Source organism: Shewanella sp. SP2S2-4 (assembly GCF_031932025.1).
In the GTDB taxonomy this organism is placed as follows: Bacteria; Pseudomonadota; Gammaproteobacteria; order Enterobacterales; family Shewanellaceae; genus Shewanella; species Shewanella baltica.
Window position 1 is genome coordinate 35,899 of record NZ_JAUOER010000016.1, and the last position, 19,961, is coordinate 55,859.

Sequence of the window (19,961 nt, forward strand, 5' to 3'; positions counted from 1 at the left end):
ATCTTAAAGCAGATCCGCAAAGGGTTGAATAAACACAGTTTCACCTGCATTCACGGCTTCTGCATCATCGCCTATGATGATGAGGCAATTCCCTTTGACCATTGAACTTAACATTCCGGAACCTTGGTTGCCTGTGCTGCTCACGTGCAGGCGTCCATCTTTGCCAAGCTGATAAATCCCGCGAATAAATTCGGTGCGGCCTTGGCGACTTCGCAGAGTTTCATCACTTATTGCGGGGAATAGCTGTGCTTGCCAGTTCACTTCACCCGCCAATTTACGTAAAGCGGGCTGCACAAATTGCAGGAAAGTAACCATTACCGCCACTGGGTTGCCCGGCAGTCCGAAGAATAAGCTATCACCGATTTTACCAAAGGCGAGGGGTCGACCCGGACGCATGCTAATCCGCCAAAAATCGATTTTGCCTAAGCGGGCCAGTACGGTTTTAATGTAATCTGCATCACCGACCGATACACCGCCAGAGCTAATGACGACATCGGCAAGGGTGGCGGCTTTAGCCAGCGTCGCTTCGAGCGCGGTTTCAGAATCTTCGATAATGCCTAAATCGATAACATCACAACCAAGACGTTTCGCCATCGCTTTGATGGTAAAGCGGTTTGAGTCATAGATGCAGTTAGCTTTGAGTGTTTCGCCAGGTTGGCTTACTTCATCGCCGGTGGAGAAAACGGCAACGGTTGGGCGGCGATAGACACTCAAACGATTGAGCCCTAGTGAGGCCAGTAAACCTTGTTCGGCGGCGCTAAGGCGAGTGGCTTTGGCGAGGGCAACTTGGCCTTGGGCGATATCTTCCCCCGCGAGGCGAACGTGTTGACCGGCCAGAATACGGCCGTCGAAGCTAACATTGCCGTCGACTTCCTTGGCAAGCTCTCGGGGCTGCACAGTATCGGCACCCACGGGCACAGTCGCGCCCGTCATGATACGCACGGTTTCGCCGACGTTAAGCGTGCCCGAATATTGATGACCGGCAAGGACCTCACCCACCCGTTTTAAGGTCGCAGGCATGGGGTCTTGATAGACAAAGGCGTAGCCATCCATCGCCGAATTGGTTTGTTGCGGCACGTCGACGGGAGAAATACTGTCGCTGGCCAGTACGCGGTTATCTAAGGCGTCTAAGTCAATCTCTTCGACCTCTGCCACGGGGGATACATGGGATAGAATCTGCGCTAAACCTTGGCTGACGGTGAGGTTTTTGTTGTCGCCTATGGCGCAGGCATCCACGGCTGAAATCGGGTATTGGAGTGGCGCTTCCCAGTTTTGGGCGTACTCAATGACAAAGTCGGCAATCTGGCTGACATTGTTGAGATCGAGCCGGCGCAGCTCACTTGGAAGTGCGTCGCTTGGCAGCTGAGTGTCATCGCAACAGGCGATGGCGAGGATATTTTCATCTTGGGTGTAGATAAAAGGTTTACCGTGGGCGGCGCGGTGCAATTCAATTTTAGGTAAAGCGAGTTTTTTAAAGCCTTCGACAAGGACGATATCGATTTTGTCGGCTTCGATTTGCTTGAGCAAATGGACTAACTCAGGATCGCCATCGCGTGCATCTTCTGTCATCAGCGCCCAGCGCACGTGGGAGGCGACCAGCATTTGCCGCGCACCGGCTTTACGCATTTCGTAACTGTCTTTGCCGGGAATATCCACGTCGAAATTATGGTGCGCATGTTTGATCACGGCTAAGCGCAGGCCACGTTGATTTAATTCGGGGATCAATTGCTTGAGTAAGGTGGTTTTCCCCGTGCCACTGTAGGCACAAAATCCGAGAACGGGAATAGCGAGCGGATTGACGAAGGGGTTACTCATTTGCACCTCTAATTTGGGTTATTGGAGCCTTAGCTATTTGGTAATTTCCATGGCCAGTCGTTGTTTTTGTTCTGGCGTATTCACATTTACAAAGGCATTGGGCTGGTCGGAGAAAGACTCCACAACAAAGTGATGCTTGGCATACCAAAAGTCCACTTTACGCTCACCCGCCTCAAGAAACGCTTTCATCGAGTCACGTAAGCTGGGTTTTAACAGTAAGACGACGGGTTGTTCATATTCACCGTCACTGGCGACGGCGATCTCCGCATCTTCAGCCTTAATCGCTGCCAGCATACGCGGCACAAGGTCGGTTGGCAGCAGTGGGCAGTCGCAGGGCACCACCAATAAGTAATCTGCATCCGTTTGGCCCATTGCGGTGATCATTCCCGCCAAAGGGCCGAGGAAACCAGTATGTTCATCGCTTATCACCTTAAAACCGAACTCAGCATAACGTGTTTGGTTACGATTTGCGTTGATCAGGATCTCCTTAACCTGAGGTTTTATTCTGTCTATTGTGTGCTTAATCATGGCTTCGCCGTTTAATTCGACGAGACCTTTATCGTCGCCGCCCATGCGACGCGCCATGCCACCGGCGAGAATAACGGCATCAATTTGCGATGACATATAAAGACTCCTGTGCTGGCAAAGATTCTGGGTGTTGAAAAGAGGTCGTCACTCGTTTGCCTTCTATGTGCCACTGCTGTTCGCAGATAGAGGTTAACGCGCAATTCTGATGACTACTCAACAACATACCTGTGCCTTCGTGTTTGAGTTGTTGGATCATTTTTAATACTAGCTCTTGGGAATCCTTGTCCATATTGGAGGTCGGTTCGTCGAGCATTAACAGTTTAGGTTGTAGGATCCAAGCGCGCGCAATGGCGAGCCGTTGTCTTTCGCCGCCAGAGAGATTACTGGCTCTGGCGTGTAGCAGCGACCCTAGCTGCGCCATCTCAATCGCTTGAGTAATACGTTGTTTCGCCTTGGCTTTTGTCTCTGAACTGAAATTCAGCCCATAGGTGAGATTATATTCCACTGTGCCGTCGAACAAATAAGGATGTTGGTGCAGATAAACGGCTTTGCCTAATAAGGGATTGCGTCGCCACCAAGCATTTTTGGCAAAACTCACAGTCTCAATTTTACCCTTAGTTGGCGCCATCAAGCCCGCAAGAATTTTCATCAAGGTCGATTTACCTGTGCCGTTGTCGCCTTGCAGATAAATCACATCCCCTTGGCAGAGCGATAATGCGTCGGCCTTGAATAACAGGCGCGCGCCGAAGGACATTTCTAAGTCACGGGCGATCAGTTTGACCTTAGTCATTGCTTAATGGCTCCTTGGCATGGCTTTGCCGCGTAAACCACCGAGGGCAAAGTTGAGGATCAAGGCCAAGATTAGCAGCACTAGCCCGAGGGCGATAGCTTGGGCGAAGTCGCCTTTGCTGGTTTCGAGTGCGATAGCTGTGGGTATGTTACGGGTTACGTTTAAAATATTACCGCCGACCATCATAGAACAACCCACTTCGGTCAGAATACGACTAAACGCCGCGACAATCGCCAGCAGTAAGGGCATGCGTAGCTCGCGGCAGACTGTCCACACTGCGCGGCACCAAGAGGCACCTAAAGTGCGTGAGGTTTCCCATGCTCTACGGTCAACGCTAGTAAAGGCGGCTTGGCTCATCGCAATCAGTACCGGCGCGCAGATCAACATTTGCCCGAGGATCATGCCTTCTTGGGTGAATAACCATTTTAGATCGCCCAGAGGACCGTTGCGTGTTAGCAGTAAATACACGAGTAGACCGATAACCACAGTGGGGATAGATTGCAGAGTTTGAACTAAGTTAGTGACTATCCATTTGCCGCGAAATGGCGCAAACGCCAGCACAAAGCCGAGTACCATAGAAGGCACCAGCGTGATGAGCAGCGCCGCGAAAGATACCGAAAACGAGATCGAAATGATGGACCAAACGTCGGGGTCTAAAGAAAACAGCAGGCTTAACGCCTGCTGTAATAGTGCTAGCCAGCCGTCGCTCATTCGCTATAAGTTGCCTTGAACAATTGCTCGCCATCAACTTTGAAGTTATTGATCATGCTTTGACCTTCTTTGCTGATCAACCAGTCACTGAACGCTTTAGCGCCTTTGTGGTTTAGATCTGGGTACTTAGCAGAGTTGATCAGGATAACTTGGTATGGGTTGGCTAAGGTTTTGCCGCCATCGAAATCAACACCAAGATCTAGCTTAGTTTTGTAAGCTACAAAAGTACCACGGTCAGACAGAGTATAACCTTGCATTTCGTTTGCCATTAGCAGGGTTTTGCCCATGCCTTGACCTACTGAAGTGTAACCTTTGAAATCGGGTGTCACACTTGCCGCTTTCCATACTTCTAACTCTTTGATGTGAGTGCCTGAATTGTCACCACGGGAGATAAAAGGTACGCCTGATTTGGCAATTTTCGCGAAAGCTTCTTCGGCATTTTTGCTGTCACGGATTTTTGCTGGGTCATTTTTAGGGCCCAGTACCACGAAATCATTTTCCATGATGCCACGGGGCTCAACACCAAAACCGTCGGCGACGAATTTAGCTTCGGCACTTGGCGCATGAGTCATAACTAAATCCACGTCACCTTGCTCACCCAGTTTCAGGGCTTTGCCTGTACCAGTGGCGATAACTTGAACCTTGTAGCCAGATTCACTTTCAAACTTAGGTAACAGTTCTTTTAATAGGCCTGAGTTTTCAGTGCTGGTGGTCGTGGCTAACTTGATAACTTCAGTCGAGTGAGCGGGTAAAACGGTGAACATACTGGCTGCAACAACCAGGCCCAGTAGTGACTTAATATGAGATTTCATGTTTAGCATGGGTACTCCTTGGCGAAAAATAGGATTCCAACTCAAATGCCTACTGAGTGGAAGGTCTCGTAAATTGTAATACGTTCGGTTGAAAGCAAATTAGATGCCAAGCTGAGAATGCGATCATTTTCTTCACAGCTTAACCTAATTTGTGAGCTTGATCCCAAGCTTAACAAATACTCTACAGACAAATTGTCTCAGCACCTACTTCCTGTGGTTCATAGTGACCTATTCATCTATTTTCAGTGCTAGAATTGGTCGCAAATGAGTCAAAATGTCCAGAAGCAGACAATATGAGCCAGATAGATAATAACCTCAAGCATCTTCCATCGGCAGTATCGGTACTGATTGTTGATGATGAACCCGGAATGCGCAGTTTTTTAAATAAGGCACTCTCGAAGAAATTCGCCTTAGTCGAAACAGCAGGCAGTATTGAAGATGCGGAGCAGCTCCGTAGCCGCTGCCATTTCGATTTACTGATCGTCGACATTCGCCTGCCAGGCCGCTCAGGTATCGAATGGCATGAAGCGTTGGATGAGCAGGGTCGTCGTTCGGACATCATTTTTATGACTGGCTATGCTGACATGGAAGTGGCGATTACCGCGCTGCGCGCGGGTGCGTCTGACTTCATCATGAAACCTTTCCACCTTGAGCAGATGATGACAGCGGTCGATCGTTGTATCGAACGTCGCCTGCTTAAACGCGAGAATTTGATGTTGCGCCGTGAGGTTTCAATCGGTTACTCATCGACCATAATTGGCAGCAGTGAGGCCATGAAGTCGGTGAAACATATTATCGAACGTGTGGCGCCGACCAATGCGGTTGTGCTGATCCAAGGTGAGTCGGGTACGGGTAAGGAATTAGTTGCACGCCAACTACATTTACTCAGTGGACGTCAGGGACCTTTTGTCCCCGTTAACTGTGGCTCTATCGCCCCTGAATTACTCGAAAGTGAACTGTTTGGTCATACCGCAGGTGCATTTACGGGTGCCAAAGGTAATCGTGAAGGTTTATTCAGTTTTGCCTCGGGCGGGACGATTTTCCTCGATGAAATTGGCGAAATGCCACTGAAAATGCAAACGGCATTGCTCAGAGTATTAGAGCAAAAAGCGATTCGCCCTGTGGGCAGCGAGAAAGAAGTGAACATCGATGTGCGAGTGATCGCGGCCACCAACCGCACTCTGATTGATGAAGTGGATGCGGGGAATTTCCGCCGTGACTTATATTATCGACTGAATGTGCTCGATATTTTAATCCCGCCATTACGTGACAGGCCTGAAGATGTGGTTGAGTTAACCCATCACTTCACCCGTCAACTCGCCGCCGAATTAGGGGTTAGAGAAGTCGTGTGGAGCCATGAGGACATGGTGAAGTTGCAACAACACGAGTGGCCGGGCAATATTCGCGAGCTGCGCAATATGATTGAGCGCTGTATTTTGCTCGGCAAGCCGCCTGCGGAATATTGGAAACAACAGCTGAAGAGTGAGTCTTTATCGACATCGGGTTATCCATTGGATTGGCCATTAAAAGAAGTCGAAAAACACCATGTGACTAGCGTTGTGGACTTACATTCTGGCAATAAGTCTGCCGCGGCGAGGGATTTAGGCGTTTCGCGTAAGACCTTAGATCGTAAGTATAAAGAGTGGTTTGATTTCAGCGGCGATCAGGAGTCATAGGGTGTCATTCTTCACTCACTTTTTTGGTGTCAGTTGGCAGCAAATGCAGGCCAAGGTGCGCTATCGCATATTAATCCTGACATTACTGCCTATTCTGCTGACACTGGTGAGTTTAGTGTTTATCACTATTTACTGGAATATCAGTTATACAGGTAAGCAGCTGTTTATGAAGGTTAAAGCTGACTTATCTGTTGCCGAAAATACCTTGCAGCAAGTGCAAGTTCGCCAAGAAAAACAACTCGAACGTGTGGTAACATCTTGGACCTTTCAAAATGATTTTAGGCCACTTTTCAGTGGTAAAGAATTAACTGGTGAAGTCATCCACAGAGCCAGTCTCGACGCATTTCTCCTGGAACAGAAAAAACAACTTAACCTCGATTATCTGCGTCTCGTCACTGTCGCCGAAGCGGCCGCTGACCCTGATTTACGGCAGATCCTCCCAAAGATAAACGGTTTATTACCTTATTCCGGCTTGATGGTGTTGCCGCCCGAACGCTTATCTCGCATCGACCCAGAATTAGCGGTCACAGCGAGCATCCCGATAGTCGCGACTTTGCGAGCGCAGAGCCCGACGAAAACCGTTGAAGAACGCGGTTTATTGAGCCGTAGTCTGCTACCCGTGCCTGATATGCAAGGTAAAGTGGCTTGGTATCTGGATGGCGGCATTCTGTTCAATCGTGACATTCGGATTGTCGACCACATTCGTGATCTGGTGTACGACAAGGGCACCTTGCCCGAGCGCTCCATCGGCACTGTGACCATCTTCTTAGATAACATCCGTATCTCCACTAACGTGCCACTGCACTTTTATCCCACGGGCAACGAGACGCAAGGTCGCGCGCTGGGCAGTTTAGTGTCGGAGGAAGTTAAGGAAAAAGTGTTAACCCAAGGCGAGCAATGGGTCGACCGCGCTTTTGTGTTTAATGATTGGTTTATATCCGCTTATGCTCCCTTGGAAGATATTCGCGGCCAGCGTGTTGGCATGATCTATACGGGGTTTTCTGAGTCACCTTTTATCCACAATTATTTACTCAATATCATAGAGCTGGGCACGATTCTCATGTTAGTGCTGTTAGTGTCAGGCTTGCTGGTTTATCGCGGCGCCTACAGCTTGTTGCAGCCGATCGAGCGTATCCACCACGTAGTACAGGCGGTGCAGTCGGGACGTAATATTCGTATCGGCGCCTTAGGGTTAGATAGGGATAACGAGTTATCGAACTTGGCCGAGCAGTTCGACAGTATGCTCGATCTGCTGCAGCGCCGAAATGCCCAGATCCAAGCGGCGGCAGAGCAGCTTGAAATGAAGGTCGAAGAGCGTACCCGCAGCTTGCAGGACAAAACCTTAGAGTTGCAACGTAACGTGGCGTTACTGAATGAAACACGTCAACAGCTCGTCACCAACGAGAAGCTCACCGCACTCGGTGAATTAACCGCAGGTATTGCCCATGAAATCAATAATCCGACCGCCGTTATCCTCGGCAACATGGAGTTACTGCGCTACGAACTTGGCGATAATGCGGAAGTGGTAAAAGAAGAAATTGATCTTGTGATTCAACAGGTGGGACGGATCAGCACCATTATCCGCAGCCTGTTGCAGTACAGTCGTCCGGGCGAATTTAACGCCCCGCTAGAAATGCATCCGATGACCCCCATTATTGAAGAAATGTTGGTATTAGTGCGGCATTCTATTCAGAAACAAGAAGTGGTATTGATTACCGAGTTAAACGCCAGTTGTCCAGTGCAGGTTAATCGTCCGCAGTTGCTGCAAGTCTTGATTAATCTGGTGGTCAACGCGGCGCATGCGATGGATGGTAAAGGACGTATCTGGGTGCGAACCTATGACTGGGTGCAGCAAGATATGCCGATTGGCGTCAAAATCGAAGTGGAAGATGAAGGTTCTGGGATAGCACCAGAGCAGCTAGGGCGGATTTTCGACCCCTTTTACACCACGCGTAAGGATGGCACTGGTTTAGGGCTTTCGCTCAGTTACGGCATTATTAAGCGGATTGGTGGCACGATAGAAGTCAGCTCAACCTTAGGAAAAGGCACATTATTTACCATAGGCTTGTACCATGAGGCGAAGGAAGATCAGCAGAATAATCCCTACGAGGGCTTACATTTTGCGGGCAATTGCAGCGACACGGCTGCCGATTAGCTTATCGATGAATTTTGCCAAGTGAGATACTGAGATAGTGAGATAGTGAGATATGGCAGCTTGCTGTGTTCGATTGATTACCTGTCATTAAAATATGGCTGCAGTTGTTGGTTCTACTTTATGTGGCTTTGCATCACCGAATTTTAGGTAAAAAAAAGCCGGATGATGAATCCGGCCACAAAGAGTGTGTGTGAGCAATGTCGTGCTTGCAAACTCAGGAGCTCCATAACAACGTCGATTACCAGTCATCGTTGTTAAAGATGAGTTTTGGAACGCACGTTAACGATAATCATTCTCAATTGTGTTTGCAAGCTATTTATTAAAAAAAATGCACATCTTTACAAAAATCGTTTCGCTCTCATCCATTAACGGTTTAGATCGACTTACGTAGATGCAGTTTATGATCGACTAAGCTTTTTGGATCGGCGTTGAGCTCGGTGATTAAATATTGATTACTGATCAACAAATTAAGCATCGCAGGGAAACGGTTCATCGTTTTCACCTGAATATGGTTATAGCCTTGACGGCATGCCCAGGTTTCTTGATATTCGAGTAGACTCTGCGCTAAGCCTAAACGTCTAAAGTCGGAGGCAACGCCACCTAACCAGCTATAAAAGATGGCCTCTTCTTGCTCGTAACCCAGTTTAAACCCTGCCAATTCACCTTCCACATACGCAACTAAGATCAAACACTTTTTGCCCTGTATGCGCTGATTTAGCACTTCGCTGGTGAGGGGGCGATCGAGTTCAGGGATTTGTTGACTAAGTTGGATAAGCTGAGTGGTTAACTCGGGAGTCAAACCTGACTCTGCTTTTATTTCGATAGAATACATTGCTTGCTCTCATAAAAAATCAGCCCCACTCGCGCGTTAACAGGAGCAGGGCTGAGCTATTAACTGGTCAAATTATAACAGGTCTGGCCAGTTGAGTTAATCAGGAAATTGACTCTTGCGGATTAGTTCGCAATATCTTGTCTTGTAAGACTTTTAGCAAAACCCCGTAGGCAGGCAGGAAAAGACCTAAGCTCACGATCAGCTTAAAACCGTAATCGACAGTGGCGATTTCGGGCCAATTGGCCGCCATAAAACTATCGGAAGAGGCGTAAAAGGCGATGCTGAAAAACACTAAGGTATCGACCAAATTACCCACTAAGGTCGATGCTGCAGGCGCGACCCACCAAGAGCGGCTCATTCGCAGACGGGCAAAAACCTTAATATCCATTAACTGACCAATCAAATAAGCAGCAAAGCTGGCGAAGGCGATTCGGAACACAAAGGTATTCCACTCTGCAAGTGAGTCAGCGCCTTGGAAGCTACCTTGATGGAACACGACACCCATCACGTAGGAAATCATCAAAGCAGGAACCATAGCTTTGAGTATGATGCTACGTGCGGCTTGTTGGCCAAAAATACGGACAGTGAGATCTGTGGCTAAGTACACGAATGGAAAGCTAAATGCGCCCCAGGTTGTGTGGTAACCAAATAGCTGAAATGGCAATTGTACTAAGTAGTTGCTGACGCAAATAATCAGTATATGGAATCCTACTAATAGGAATAAGGCGCGGCGAAGCTGCGCTGTGGTTAACATTAACATATGTGGCCTTTTTAGTTGTGTAGGGCGGGGTGAGGGAACCCGCTAATTTTCAATTTATTATGTTTACGACAATATCACCGAACATTACCGATCGCAGCGAGGCGAAATCGGGTCGCCATTATAGTGGCCGAGTTTTAAGATGCAAGCCTGCTGTTTAAATGTACGCATAGAATGAAAACTCTTCTACACTTTGTGTACGTCGAAGGAGGATAGCCATGAGACGATTCTTTGCTATTTTTTGCTTACTTTTAGCCGTGTTACCTGTATCCATTTGCGCCGCCCAGCCGATTGTCGTCAATGTAGCGACGGCATCGTGGGATGATTTTGCCAATCGTGATGAAACGGGCTATTACTTCGAGTTACTTCAGCGGGTTTTCCCTGAGCCAGAATGGCAACTCAAAGTGCAGTTTATGCCCTTTGCTCGTAGCCTTTATCTGGTTGAACATAATCGTACCGATATCACCCTCAGCGTTTATAAGGGAGATACTAAAAAGGCGCTGTTAACTGAGAATACGGTTGAAGTGGATTCTATCGATGTAGCGGTGACCGCCGAGTTAGCGGCGACTTGGACAGGACTTGAGAGTCTATCCCATAAGAGGGTTCAGGCCATGTTGGCCTATCGATACAATATGTTGACTCCCGTGCCCATGTACTACGAAGAAAGCAGCGATATGCTGACTATGCTCAATAGCTTAAATGCAGGGCGCATAGATGCCGTGCTGGATTATAAATCTAATTTGCTTATGTATGTGCCTAAGCTGAAGGCGCCACAAAATTTTGTGATTATTCAAGGCGTACTCAAGGCTGAAACCTATTTCGCCTTCGCGAATACTGAAAAAGGTCAGATGCTGAAACACCATTTTGACCTTGCACATAAACGTTTAATTGATTCGGGTGAACAGGACAGGCTTTACCTTGAAACGCTTGAAAAACGCAGGGTTGATGGTGAAAAATAGGTCTTAGACTTATTACATTTCGAACAGAATCGACATGATAGTCGCGAGTTTATTTTCAAGCTCTTGCCACTCAGCTTCGGACTCAGAACCCGCAATAATTCCCGCCCCCGCAAATAGATTAATCCGACCCGGTTCGATCAACGCACTGCGGATAGCCACCGAAAACTCACTCTCATACTTATTGAAGTAACCGCAGGCACCAGCGTACCAACCGCGAGTATAACCTTCACGCTGACGAATAAAGTTCAATGCCGAATGCCGCGGTAAGCCACCCACAGCAGGGGTTGGATGCAGAGCTTGCAACAGTTGAAAATCATTTACGCCCGGCTTTAATTCGGCTCGAATCGCGCGGTGCAAATGTTGAATATGATTCAGTTTAAAGATGGTCGCTAATTCATCGGCGCCGACATAATTGCTCAGCGGCGTGAGCATATTTACTATGTGGCTACGAACGAGTTGGTTCTCAACGCTATTCTTGTTGTCTTCTAACAAGGCATTCGCCAGCGCAATATCTTCTTCTTGGCTCAGACCGCGTACCGTTGTGCCTGCTAGCGCCTCAGTGAATAATTCTTGCTGACGGCGGCGGAATAAACGCTCCGGTGAGCAAGAGATAAAAGTGCGTTCTGGGCTGAATTGAAAGCCAAATTGGAAGCTGTTGGGATTACGTCCCTGCCAGCACGCCAGTACCATCCAAGGATCGATAGGTTCGTTCACTTCAAGCTGAGTTAAGCGGGATAACACCACTTTTGGGGTGTCTTGATTGAACTTTGGCTCGACCACTTGCTCGACTAATGTCTTCCAGCGTTCAAAATCAGGCTTGTCACTACGGCCAAGTGGAACGATTTTCTTCGGCGGCGAGAGTGGTTTCGCGGGCATCACAGCTTCGATAGCGGCGATGGCCTTGTCGATTTCGCTATGGTGATCATTCTCGGCAAAATTAAGATTCACTAACAGGCTAAACTTGCTTCCGCTGCGTCTAAATTCAATGCGCGGCAGGATAAAGCGACTATTACCGAACTCTGGCCAAGATTCTATGGTGCGATCGAAGGCAACGCCGCCGTAGTAGCGAATATTTTGATTCGTCGATAAGGCTCGCTGCTCTTGGTAGGCCATGGCCAGTTGTTGATCGTTAATGCCGGTTTCAAATCTGAAGTCTTTACATGCCCCAATCGCCGCTACTTCTTCGATTCTGTCGCGCCCATGCCAGTAAATACGCGGAAATTGCGTTTGCGATGCCAGCCATGAAATTAAAGGCATAGCGACAGTATTAAGCGACAACTGCACTATCGGCTCCGTCGGCGGAACTTGCTTTAATTGAATGAGTTTGTCGATGAGAGACTTAAGGTCTTCAGACAGGGCATGAACGGGCAAATAGAACTCCAAAGTAAAGATAAGGGATAAAGGCGAAAGCTGAAGGTCACTCTGTCAGCGTCAATGAATTCGACTCAGGTTAATGTACTCTTTTTCCAGTCATTTACCTTTAGTTGATTCAGCCTGTAAATAAGAATCTTTCGCTCAAATTAAAGGCCAAGGTCTAGAGTGTCAAGATGTAAGCCCCCAGCGTGTGACTTTCGCCATAGTCTCATTTTACGCTGCTAAAAAATGTGACATGAGTGGGTCTTTTTGTCGGATAAGTCACCCTCGGTGGACATTTTGTCTCTTAGTCGTTAAATGTACTTTCCCTTTGTCGTAATTAGTCGATCTAGGTTGGTTTTTAAACGTTTTTCGGTTGAGACAGAATAATCGCGGTCCACAATAGCTGGTACATCTTAAATTTTCTACGTGACAAGTTAGATGCCTATTAACCTATGACTCGCCGTGGGAATGAAAAGACTACTAGGGTGAAGCTTTGTCATCGGCTGTTCGTTAGATCTTTATAGGCAGATATAGCATGAAACTCTTAGATCTCGAAGGCGTTAGCTTCAACTATGGCAGCCAGTTACCGACGGTATTGCAGGAAGTTAACTTGGCTATTGGCACTGGCCAATGTCATTGCGTGAGCGGTCCTACGGGCTCAGGAAAATCGAGTCTGCTAAACCTACTGGCGGGCGTGTTAAATCGCCCGCATGAAGGTGACATCTGGCGTTATCCTCAATTGGTTACGGGTCTGGTAATGCAAGACCCACAAACTCAGCTACTAAGGCAAACTGTTGGTGCCGAGGTGGCTTTCGCCTTAGAAAACCTCGGTATTCCCGCCGAGCAAATACTACCTAAAGTGCAATTAGCACTGCGGCGCGTGGGCTTGTATTTGCGCCTCGATACCCAAGTCAGCACGCTTTCCCTCGGTCAAAAATATCGTTTAATGATTGCCGCCCAACTGGTGTGCGAGCCGCATTTACTACTGCTCGATGAACCTTGGGCGCAACTCGATGATCACGGTGTGAGTGAGCTGCTGGTCGTGCTCCGCAATCTTATCCAAGATGGCATGGCGCTAGTGTTGGTTGAACATAACGCCTCGGCCTTCGCTGAGATTATTCAGCATTACTGGCAGTTAGAGGCCGGCAAGCTATCCGAAGGCGTCTATACCGTGACCGATGCGCCGCAAGTTGAGGCACCTGCGTGGCGAAATCAACCTAAGTTTGAGCACTTAGGTAAAGTCTTGGTCAGCGCCGAAGCCTTTGATTTTGGGTTCGATGCTTGTCCTACATTATTTGCGTGTCCGCAGGGATTTCAACTGCAGGCGGGTGAGATAGTGACCTTAGTGGGAGATAACGGCTCAGGTAAAACGAGTCTGCTGAAAACCATAGCTGGCGTACTTAATTTTAGGCAGCGTATTCCGCTTAAAGTGCTCGGGAGAAGACCTAAGTTGGGGATTTATGGCGCTGAGTTGGGACTGCTGATGCAAAGGCCGAGTAGGCAATTATTCGAGACCAGCGTGCTCGCCGAAATGCAGTTTAGCCTTAGGCGTTTTGATCTCCCCAAAGAACGCGCAGCGCAGATGTTGGATGAATTGGATTTATTTAGCTTAGCTCAGCTGTCGCCCCACAAATTATCCTACGGCCAACAGCACTTGATTGCCTTAGTGTCACTCGCTTGTTTACGCCCTAAAGTATTGCTTTTAGACGATCCATTGGCGGGAATGGATAAGCATTACTACGGCAAAGTGTGGTACTTGCTGAAGCGGTTAAGCTCTCAAGGTTGCGCTATTTTGCTCAGTAGTCACAGAAGTATTGAACACAGCGCTGTATCACGGCAACTGAGTTTACGTAATGGTTTATTGGTGGAAGAGTCAACTGAAATGGCTGAGCGTTATGTGGGGTAGTTGTGAGCTTTTCGCGCGTGATGGTCGCCGGTTTCGAATGCCTAGCCCTTAGGCATTTATTGAAAAAGTGAGAGTGTGAATGAGTCTTGCCTAAGCTTTGGCCCTTATTCCATCGCATTCTGTTTAGGGCATTTTGTTTACCAAGAAAGTCTATGGTGATTTTCTAATGCGCGGCTTAGAATGCCCCTCACGTCTGTTCTATAATAATCAAGAATAACAACAGAACATTTGAGCGTAGGTCGCTTTTATGTCGTATGGTTAAGTTGATATTTTTTCGGGCACATCATCCTTGGGGTTGTAGATATGAGTGAGTCGGCAGAATCAGTTGAGCTTATCAAATTACCTGTGTCGCAATTGACATTAGGTATGTTTGTCAGTGCCATAGACAAAAATGATAAAGGTCAACTTGCTATTGCAAATGCTGGACAAATTAAGCACAAGGATGCGATTTTAAAACTGGCCAAAAGCGGTATTAAATTTGTTTGGGTAGACGCCGAGCGTTCGGCAGAACATTGCGGTTTAAAGAAAAAAGCTACCAACGATAGTCAAACCGACAATCGAAAAGCGCCAGTGAGTCGCGATAAGCAACAAGCTCAAGCTAAGGTTATGCTGACCGAAGCGAAAGACCTTATTCGTAAAGTGTTATCCGAAACCTTCGAAGGCAAAGCCATCGAAGTTGCGCCCTTCGAAGCGTTAGCCGATACCATGATTGAGTCTGTCATGTTAGATGCTGATGCGCTTAAATGTATGTCTGCACTCCGTTCAAAAGATGCCTATCTACTCGAACATTCAGTGAATGTCGCCTTTCTGCTGGTAACCTTTGGTAAATATCTACAGCTGGATCGCGATATGCTGCGGCAAATGGCGGTCGGTGGGATTTTGCACGATATTGGCAAGATTAAAGTCGATAATAAAGTGCTGCACAAGCCGGGTAAACTGACACCAGAAGAGTTCGAACATATGAAGCTGCATCAAGTGTATGCGCTTGAAATTATGAACGAAACTACTGGTCTGTCGCAGATCAGTAAAGATATCTGCTTGATGCACCACGAAAAGTTAGATGGTCGTGGTTATCCAAGGGGCTTGAAAGACGATGAAATCCCTCGTCACGGTCGTATGAGCTGTATCGTCGATATCTTCGATGCGTTAACCGCGACGCGCTGTTACAAAGAGGCCATGAGCCCAGCCGCAGCTTTTAAAATTTTACTCAGTCTGACGCCATTTCACTTAGATCAACAATTGGTCTACGAGTTTATTCGTTGTATCGGTATTTATCCTGTGGGCTCCTTAGTTGAATTATCGGACGGCCGAATTGGTATTGTCTGGGCCTCGAAGGACAGAGATGCACTGCATCCAATCGTAAAGTGCTTTTATTCTTTAAAAGTAAAACGTTACACAGATGTCGCTATGGTGGATTTATTAAAATCTGAGCTGTATATCGAGCGCGGCGTGTCTCCGAGTTCATTGGATATCGATCCAACGCCTTTCTATTAATCCTCAAATCTTGTCTCTAATGCCGGTCATCTAAGTCGATGGCTGGTGCGAACGATTGCAGAGCCTGCGCTAAAAACCGTAAACTGAATGTCTTCTCCTGTCTGGCAATGCGATGAACAGTGCTATGAAATCATTATTTCCTATTTTTATCATTCTCTTATCTCTGGCTTTATTAATCCCTGGGGTGACTCAACCTATTTTGAGTATTAGCGGCACTATCGATAAGGCCAAGCTGACCGAGCAGGGCATAGAGCAAGTTGCTCAACGTTTCGATGAAGACTCAGGGCGCGACAGCGCTCGCGGTATGCTGAGTATGGTCAGTGGTTTGCTGGGGCTCAATAGCCTTAAGGGCGAAGTCGAAGTGTTGCAGAAAACCCGCAGTATTTGGGGAACGGTAACCGAACTTTATCACTCAGGAAATGGACTCGTCGCAGGATTAGTGATGTTATTCAGCGTGGTGGTGCCTGCCTTGAAGTTGAGTTTAATGCTGGCACAGCAATGTGTGAGTTCGATTGGTCTGAAACTGAGGATTAATGCCGTCGTCAATGCACTCGCTAAGTGGTCGATGGCCGATGTGTTTGTGGTGGCGCTGATCATCACCTTTATGGCGGGGAACGCCTCTGGTGGTATGGGGGAAATGCTAAAAACACAGGCGCAATTTGAAAATGGATTTTACTTCTTTACCGCGTACTGCATTTTATCGATATTGAGTGGTTTTTTAGTGCGGCGTCCAACGCCAATTTTGTAGCGAGTTTATAAGGCATGCCGACCTTAGCGATAAGGTCGGATGCCTAGATTTAACCGCGCAGTGAGTTAGGACAAAGTGCCATTTTGATAAATGGGCATAATCCAATAGCGGCAGGGATTATGTTTGCAGACCAAAGCCAGTGCAGCGAGCAGCGCCGCTTGTTGCGCAGCGGGGTGCATGATTTCGAATTTACAAAACTCCCGATAACCTTCCACTTGTTCCTTGATATTAAAATGGCTGTGTTCACGGCTAAAACCACAAATATTCCCTAGGCTAAAACCCGACAGAAACTCCAACTCTATCAAGGTATCGACTATGTCGTCCTTAATATCATTTTGGGCGATCAGTACTAACAGTTGTTCTGTGCTCATTTACGTTTCTCCAGCCAAAAATACAGAATTGGCAGTAAATACAGTGTGGTAATGGTTGAAGTGAGCAGGCCGCCAATCACCACAATCGCTAAAGGTTTTTGAATTTCAGCCCCAGGGCCCGAGGCAAACACCAGTGGCATAAGACCAAACATCGCCGTAGTCGCCGTCATCAAAATGGGGCGTAAACGCCGCGCCGCACCTTGTTCTACCCGTTCGCGCAGGTTGCTGAACATGTGCTTGGTTTGTTCGTAATAGCTGACCATTACCACGCCATTGAGCACAGCGACGCCGAGTAGGGCGATAAAGCCAACCGAGGCGGGCACTGATAAATATTCTCCTGACAAATACAGGCTAACTATGCCGCCCATCATAGCGAAGGGAACGTTAGCGAGGATTAAGCCCGCTTTGGCAAGCGAGCCAAATGTCGTGAATAAAATCAAAGTGATCAGTGCGATAGCAATGGGTATCACTAGTAGTAAATTGCTGGTGGCCCGCTGTTGGTTTTCAAACTCGCCACCAAAACTCACGCTATAACCGCTCGGGAGTTTGATTTCCTGCGCGATTTTAGCGTTGAGCTCTTCTACAAAACTCACTATATCGCGACCTTGCACGTTGGTGGTTATCACTGAAAAGCGATTCCCTTGCTCACGCTCGATAAGGATGGGGCCTTGCTTATAGCTTAAGGTGGCGACATCACTCAGGCGTTTTAAGGAGTGATCTGGCATCACCAGTAACTGATTTTTAAGCTCATTAATGCTACTTAAGTGGCTCTGATTGTTAGCAATCAGCACGGGGGTGCGCTTTTTACCTTGTAGCACTTCGGTCACTATTACGCCTTCGAGCTGGCTTTTCAGGTAGCGGGCAAACTCCATGGTGCTCATGCCAAAGCCTCGGGCGAGCTCGTTATCTAAGGTGAGGTTGATAAAAGGACTGCCTTCGATCATCGCCATTTTCACATCGACGCTGCCGCTGGTGGCATTAACCAGCTGTTGGATTTGGCTCGTGAGCTGACCTAAGGTGTCGATATCGTTACCAAAGACCTTGATCGCCACGTCGCCAATGCTGCCGGTGAGCATTTCGGATACGCGCATTTGTATCGGTTGAGTGAAGTTAAAATTAACGCCGGGATAGTCCAATAACACAGTGCGGATCGCATCGATAAGCGCTTCTTTATTTGCAAAGCGCCATTCGCTGCGGGGCAGAAGTTCTAAGAACACATCGGTTTCATTGAGTCCCATGGGATCTAAGCCGATTTCATCCGCGCCAGTACGCGCCACCATCTGTTTGATTTCAGGAACTTTAGCCAGCAAAGTTTGCTGAATCTGCTTGTCGATCGCAATCGAAGCCTCGAGTGAAATCGACGGAGACTTCTCCAGCTGCAGAATAATGTCGCCCTCATCTAAGGTCGGCATAAAGGTTTTTCCCACTAACCCGAACAGCCCTAGGCTGACAATAAGCAAGCTAAAGGCGATCACTATAAAGCGTTTTTGATGGCTAAACGTGCCCTTGAGACTGCCCAGATAAAGCTGTTTAAGCTTTTCAATCGCCTTAGGTTCCTTGGCGGCTTTTTCGTTGACGAGATAAGAAGCAATAACCGGAATAACAGTTAACGACAACACCAGCGCCGACAGCATGGCAAACACGATAGTGACCGCAACTGGGGTGAAGAGTTTGCCTTCGAGTCCGCTCAAGGTTAGCAAGGGCGAGAACACTATCATGACGATCACTGTGCCCGACACCACGGGAATGGCAACGTCCTTGGTCGCGCGAAAAATCAAATGCAGCCGGGGTAATCTCTGCTTAGTGGCGATGAGATTCACCATGTTTTCGACTACGACCACAGATGAATCCACTAACATGCCGATGGCGATAACCAGCCCGCCTAGGCTCATTAAGTTCGCAGAAAGATTGAAGTAATCCATCATCAAAAACGTCATCAGCGCGGCGAGTGGCAGCGAGAGTGACACGACCAATGCGGCGCGCACGTTACCTAAAAACAACGCCAGCAAGATGATCACTAGCACTACGGCTTCGAACAAGGCATTGGAGATAGTATCTATCGCGGTATTGATCAGATTTGCGCGGTCGTAAAAGGTGTTTATCTGACTCCCTTCTGGCAAGGTTAGGCTGATTTGATCGAGCTTTTCCTTAATGTTTTTGACCACTTGTGCGGTATTGGCGTCTTTCAGGGCGATGATTAACGCTTCGGCGGTTTCGTTACCGTCTTTCGTGACTGCGCCATAGCGGGCTAAGTGGCCAATTTGAATATCGGCCAAATCCTGCAGTCGATACACTCTGGCATCATCGGCCTTGATCACTAATTGTTTGAGCTCGTCGATGTCATCGATGCGGCCTTCGGCGCGCACTATTATAGTGTCTGTGCCAATGGTGAGCTTGCCCGCACCTTCGTTGTGATTATTCTCAACGATCGCCTGTTGCAGCGCTGCAAAGCTCACGCCCGCAGCCGCCATGGCCGCAGGTTTAGGGGTCACACTAAAGCTTTTGGCATAGCCACCTAGGATATTTACATCGGCGACACCCGCAACGGTGCGTAACAGTGGGCGGATTTCCCATTCGAGCAACTGCCGTCTTTCCATTAGCGAAAGATTGGGATTTTCGAGTGAAAACATAAAGATTTCGCTGAGCGGCGTACTCATTGGCGCGACGCCGCCTGTCACGCCTTCAGGAAAACTGTCCCACACGGCGGCGATGCGCTCGCTCACCTGTTGGCGCGCCCAATAGATATCTGTACCTTCGTCAAAATCGAGGGTGATATCGCTTATGGCGTATTTAGTTGTCGAGCGCAGAATCGATTGATGGGGAATACCTAACAGTTCAGTTTCAATCGGCACGGTAATTTGCGCTTCAATTTCCTCCGGCGTCATGCCGGGCGCCTTGAGGATAATCTTTACTTGGGTGGGCGAAATATCGGGAAAGGCATCCAAGGGAATGGAAAACCAGGCTCGCGCTCCCGCTAACATAATAATCAGTGCCACAATCAGTACAAATAGGCGCTGCGTGAGCGAAAAGCGGATGACTGAGGTCAACATC

The 19,961-nt window shown here is 48.0% G+C and carries 16 protein-coding genes; 6 read left to right on the top strand and 10 right to left on the bottom strand.

Features of this window, described 5'->3' with window-relative positions; all coding sequences use genetic code 11:
• Positions 1 to 3 precede the first annotated feature (3 nt).
• Genes Q4Q54_RS13725 through Q4Q54_RS13745 form a run of 5 tightly spaced genes read right to left on the bottom strand, consistent with a single transcriptional unit; the run spans position 4 to position 4,665 of the window.
• Complete coding sequence (locus tag Q4Q54_RS13725; protein WP_259562745.1) at positions 4 to 1,815, bottom strand: bifunctional molybdopterin-guanine dinucleotide biosynthesis adaptor protein MobB/molybdopterin molybdotransferase MoeA; 1,812 nt, start codon at positions 1,813 to 1,815, stop codon at positions 4 to 6.
• 33 nt (positions 1,816 to 1,848) lie between these two features.
• Positions 1,849 to 2,439: a molybdenum cofactor guanylyltransferase MobA gene (gene mobA / locus Q4Q54_RS13730; protein ID WP_006084724.1), complete on the bottom strand. Its 591-nt coding sequence runs from the start codon at positions 2,437 to 2,439 to the stop codon at positions 1,849 to 1,851.
• Complete coding sequence (locus tag Q4Q54_RS13735) at positions 2,423 to 3,133, bottom strand: energy-coupling factor ABC transporter ATP-binding protein (RefSeq protein WP_311988721.1); 711 nt, start codon at positions 3,131 to 3,133, stop codon at positions 2,423 to 2,425. The genes mobA and Q4Q54_RS13735 overlap by 17 nt, the downstream gene beginning before the upstream one ends.
• 3 nt (positions 3,134 to 3,136) lie before the next feature.
• Positions 3,137 to 3,844, bottom strand: a complete 708-nt coding sequence (locus Q4Q54_RS13740) for an ABC transporter permease (protein WP_006079398.1) — start codon at positions 3,842 to 3,844, stop codon at positions 3,137 to 3,139.
• Positions 3,841 to 4,665: a substrate-binding domain-containing protein gene (locus Q4Q54_RS13745; RefSeq protein WP_006079399.1), complete on the bottom strand. Its 825-nt coding sequence runs from the start codon at positions 4,663 to 4,665 to the stop codon at positions 3,841 to 3,843. Before Q4Q54_RS13745 ends, Q4Q54_RS13740 begins: the two co-directional genes overlap by 4 nt.
• Before the next feature lie 284 nt (positions 4,666 to 4,949).
• Here Q4Q54_RS13745 and Q4Q54_RS13750 point away from each other — a divergent pair, with 284 nt between their 5' ends.
• Both Q4Q54_RS13750 and Q4Q54_RS13755 read left to right on the top strand, forming a co-directional pair.
• Positions 4,950 to 6,332 (top strand): sigma-54 dependent transcriptional regulator, encoded by a 1,383-nt coding sequence (locus Q4Q54_RS13750; protein ID WP_311988722.1) that lies wholly within the window; start codon positions 4,950 to 4,952, stop codon positions 6,330 to 6,332.
• 1 nt (position 6,333) lies between these two features.
• Positions 6,334 to 8,487: a cache domain-containing protein gene (locus tag Q4Q54_RS13755; protein ID WP_311988723.1), complete on the top strand. Its 2,154-nt coding sequence runs from the start codon at positions 6,334 to 6,336 to the stop codon at positions 8,485 to 8,487.
• 373 nt (positions 8,488 to 8,860) lie between these two features.
• On the opposite strand, the gene Q4Q54_RS13760 is transcribed toward Q4Q54_RS13755, so the two are convergent.
• Positions 8,861 to 9,319, bottom strand: a complete 459-nt coding sequence (locus Q4Q54_RS13760) for a GNAT family N-acetyltransferase (RefSeq protein ID WP_311988724.1) — start codon at positions 9,317 to 9,319, stop codon at positions 8,861 to 8,863.
• A gap of 100 nt (positions 9,320 to 9,419) precedes the next feature.
• Positions 9,420 to 10,079 carry a 7-cyano-7-deazaguanine/7-aminomethyl-7-deazaguanine transporter gene (locus Q4Q54_RS13765; protein ID WP_006079405.1) on the bottom strand — a complete coding sequence of 220 codons (660 nt, stop codon included), beginning with the start codon at positions 10,077 to 10,079 and terminating at the stop codon, positions 9,420 to 9,422.
• Between the two features lie 215 nt (positions 10,080 to 10,294).
• On the opposite strand from Q4Q54_RS13765, the gene Q4Q54_RS13770 reads away from it, so the two are divergent.
• Positions 10,295 to 11,035 (top strand): substrate-binding periplasmic protein, encoded by a 741-nt coding sequence (locus tag Q4Q54_RS13770; protein WP_006079406.1) that lies wholly within the window; start codon positions 10,295 to 10,297, stop codon positions 11,033 to 11,035.
• A gap of 12 nt (positions 11,036 to 11,047) precedes the next feature.
• Here the strand turns inward: Q4Q54_RS13770 and Q4Q54_RS13775 are convergent, their stop codons facing one another.
• A complete protein-coding gene (locus tag Q4Q54_RS13775) occupies positions 11,048 to 12,406 on the bottom strand; it encodes an isochorismate synthase (RefSeq protein WP_311988726.1) in 1,359 nt (452 codons plus the stop codon).
• A gap of 520 nt (positions 12,407 to 12,926) precedes the next feature.
• Here Q4Q54_RS13775 and Q4Q54_RS13780 point away from each other — a divergent pair.
• The 3 genes from Q4Q54_RS13780 to Q4Q54_RS13790 all read left to right on the top strand — a co-directional run bounded on the left by Q4Q54_RS13780 (position 12,927) and on the right by Q4Q54_RS13790 (position 16,539).
• The gene (locus Q4Q54_RS13780) at positions 12,927 to 14,297 is read left to right on the top strand and encodes an ABC transporter ATP-binding protein (RefSeq protein WP_311988727.1); all 1,371 of its coding nucleotides are present in this window, start codon (positions 12,927 to 12,929) and stop codon (positions 14,295 to 14,297) included.
• Between the two features lie 303 nt (positions 14,298 to 14,600).
• Complete coding sequence (locus Q4Q54_RS13785; protein WP_226060140.1) at positions 14,601 to 15,791, top strand: HD-GYP domain-containing protein; 1,191 nt, start codon at positions 14,601 to 14,603, stop codon at positions 15,789 to 15,791.
• A gap of 112 nt (positions 15,792 to 15,903) precedes the next feature.
• Positions 15,904 to 16,539, top strand: coding sequence for a paraquat-inducible protein A (locus Q4Q54_RS13790; protein WP_011845398.1), 636 nt, complete (start codon positions 15,904 to 15,906; stop codon positions 16,537 to 16,539).
• Positions 16,540 to 16,604: 65 nt separating this feature from the next.
• Here the strand turns inward: Q4Q54_RS13790 and Q4Q54_RS13795 are convergent, their stop codons facing one another.
• Complete coding sequence (locus Q4Q54_RS13795; protein ID WP_006079422.1) at positions 16,605 to 16,910, bottom strand: DUF3240 family protein; 306 nt, start codon at positions 16,908 to 16,910, stop codon at positions 16,605 to 16,607.
• Positions 16,907 to 19,960, bottom strand: coding sequence for an efflux RND transporter permease subunit (locus Q4Q54_RS13800; RefSeq protein WP_012197874.1), 3,054 nt, complete (start codon positions 19,958 to 19,960; stop codon positions 16,907 to 16,909). Before Q4Q54_RS13800 ends, Q4Q54_RS13795 begins: the two co-directional genes overlap by 4 nt.
• Position 19,961: the final 1 nt, after the last annotated feature.

Bases quoted from the DNA above. Each gene is read 5' to 3' on its own strand.
- Q4Q54_RS13765 (WP_006079405.1), bottom strand. From the start codon at position 10,079: ATGTTAATGTTAACCACAGCGCAGCTTCGCCGCGCCTTATTCCTATTA.
- Q4Q54_RS13750 (WP_311988722.1), top strand. From the start codon at position 4,950: ATGAGCCAGATAGATAATAACCTCAAGCATCTTCCATCGGCAGTATCG.
- Q4Q54_RS13760 (WP_311988724.1), bottom strand. From the start codon at position 9,319: ATGTATTCTATCGAAATAAAAGCAGAGTCAGGTTTGACTCCCGAGTTA.
- Q4Q54_RS13770 (WP_006079406.1), top strand. From the start codon at position 10,295: ATGAGACGATTCTTTGCTATTTTTTGCTTACTTTTAGCCGTGTTACCT.
- Q4Q54_RS13740 (WP_006079398.1), bottom strand. From the start codon at position 3,844: ATGAGCGACGGCTGGCTAGCACTATTACAGCAGGCGTTAAGCCTGCTG.
- Q4Q54_RS13790 (WP_011845398.1), top strand. From the start codon at position 15,904: ATGAACAGTGCTATGAAATCATTATTTCCTATTTTTATCATTCTCTTA.
- Q4Q54_RS13785 (WP_226060140.1), top strand. From the start codon at position 14,601: ATGAGTGAGTCGGCAGAATCAGTTGAGCTTATCAAATTACCTGTGTCG.
- Q4Q54_RS13800 (WP_012197874.1), bottom strand. From the start codon at position 19,960: ATGTTGACCTCAGTCATCCGCTTTTCGCTCACGCAGCGCCTATTTGTA.
- mobA (WP_006084724.1), bottom strand. From the start codon at position 2,439: ATGTCATCGCAAATTGATGCCGTTATTCTCGCCGGTGGCATGGCGCGT.
- Q4Q54_RS13745 (WP_006079399.1), bottom strand. From the start codon at position 4,665: ATGCTAAACATGAAATCTCATATTAAGTCACTACTGGGCCTGGTTGTT.
- Q4Q54_RS13780 (WP_311988727.1), top strand. From the start codon at position 12,927: ATGAAACTCTTAGATCTCGAAGGCGTTAGCTTCAACTATGGCAGCCAG.
- Q4Q54_RS13725 (WP_259562745.1), bottom strand. From the start codon at position 1,815: ATGAGTAACCCCTTCGTCAATCCGCTCGCTATTCCCGTTCTCGGATTT.
- Q4Q54_RS13735 (WP_311988721.1), bottom strand. From the start codon at position 3,133: ATGACTAAGGTCAAACTGATCGCCCGTGACTTAGAAATGTCCTTCGGC.
- Q4Q54_RS13795 (WP_006079422.1), bottom strand. From the start codon at position 16,910: ATGAGCACAGAACAACTGTTAGTACTGATCGCCCAAAATGATATTAAG.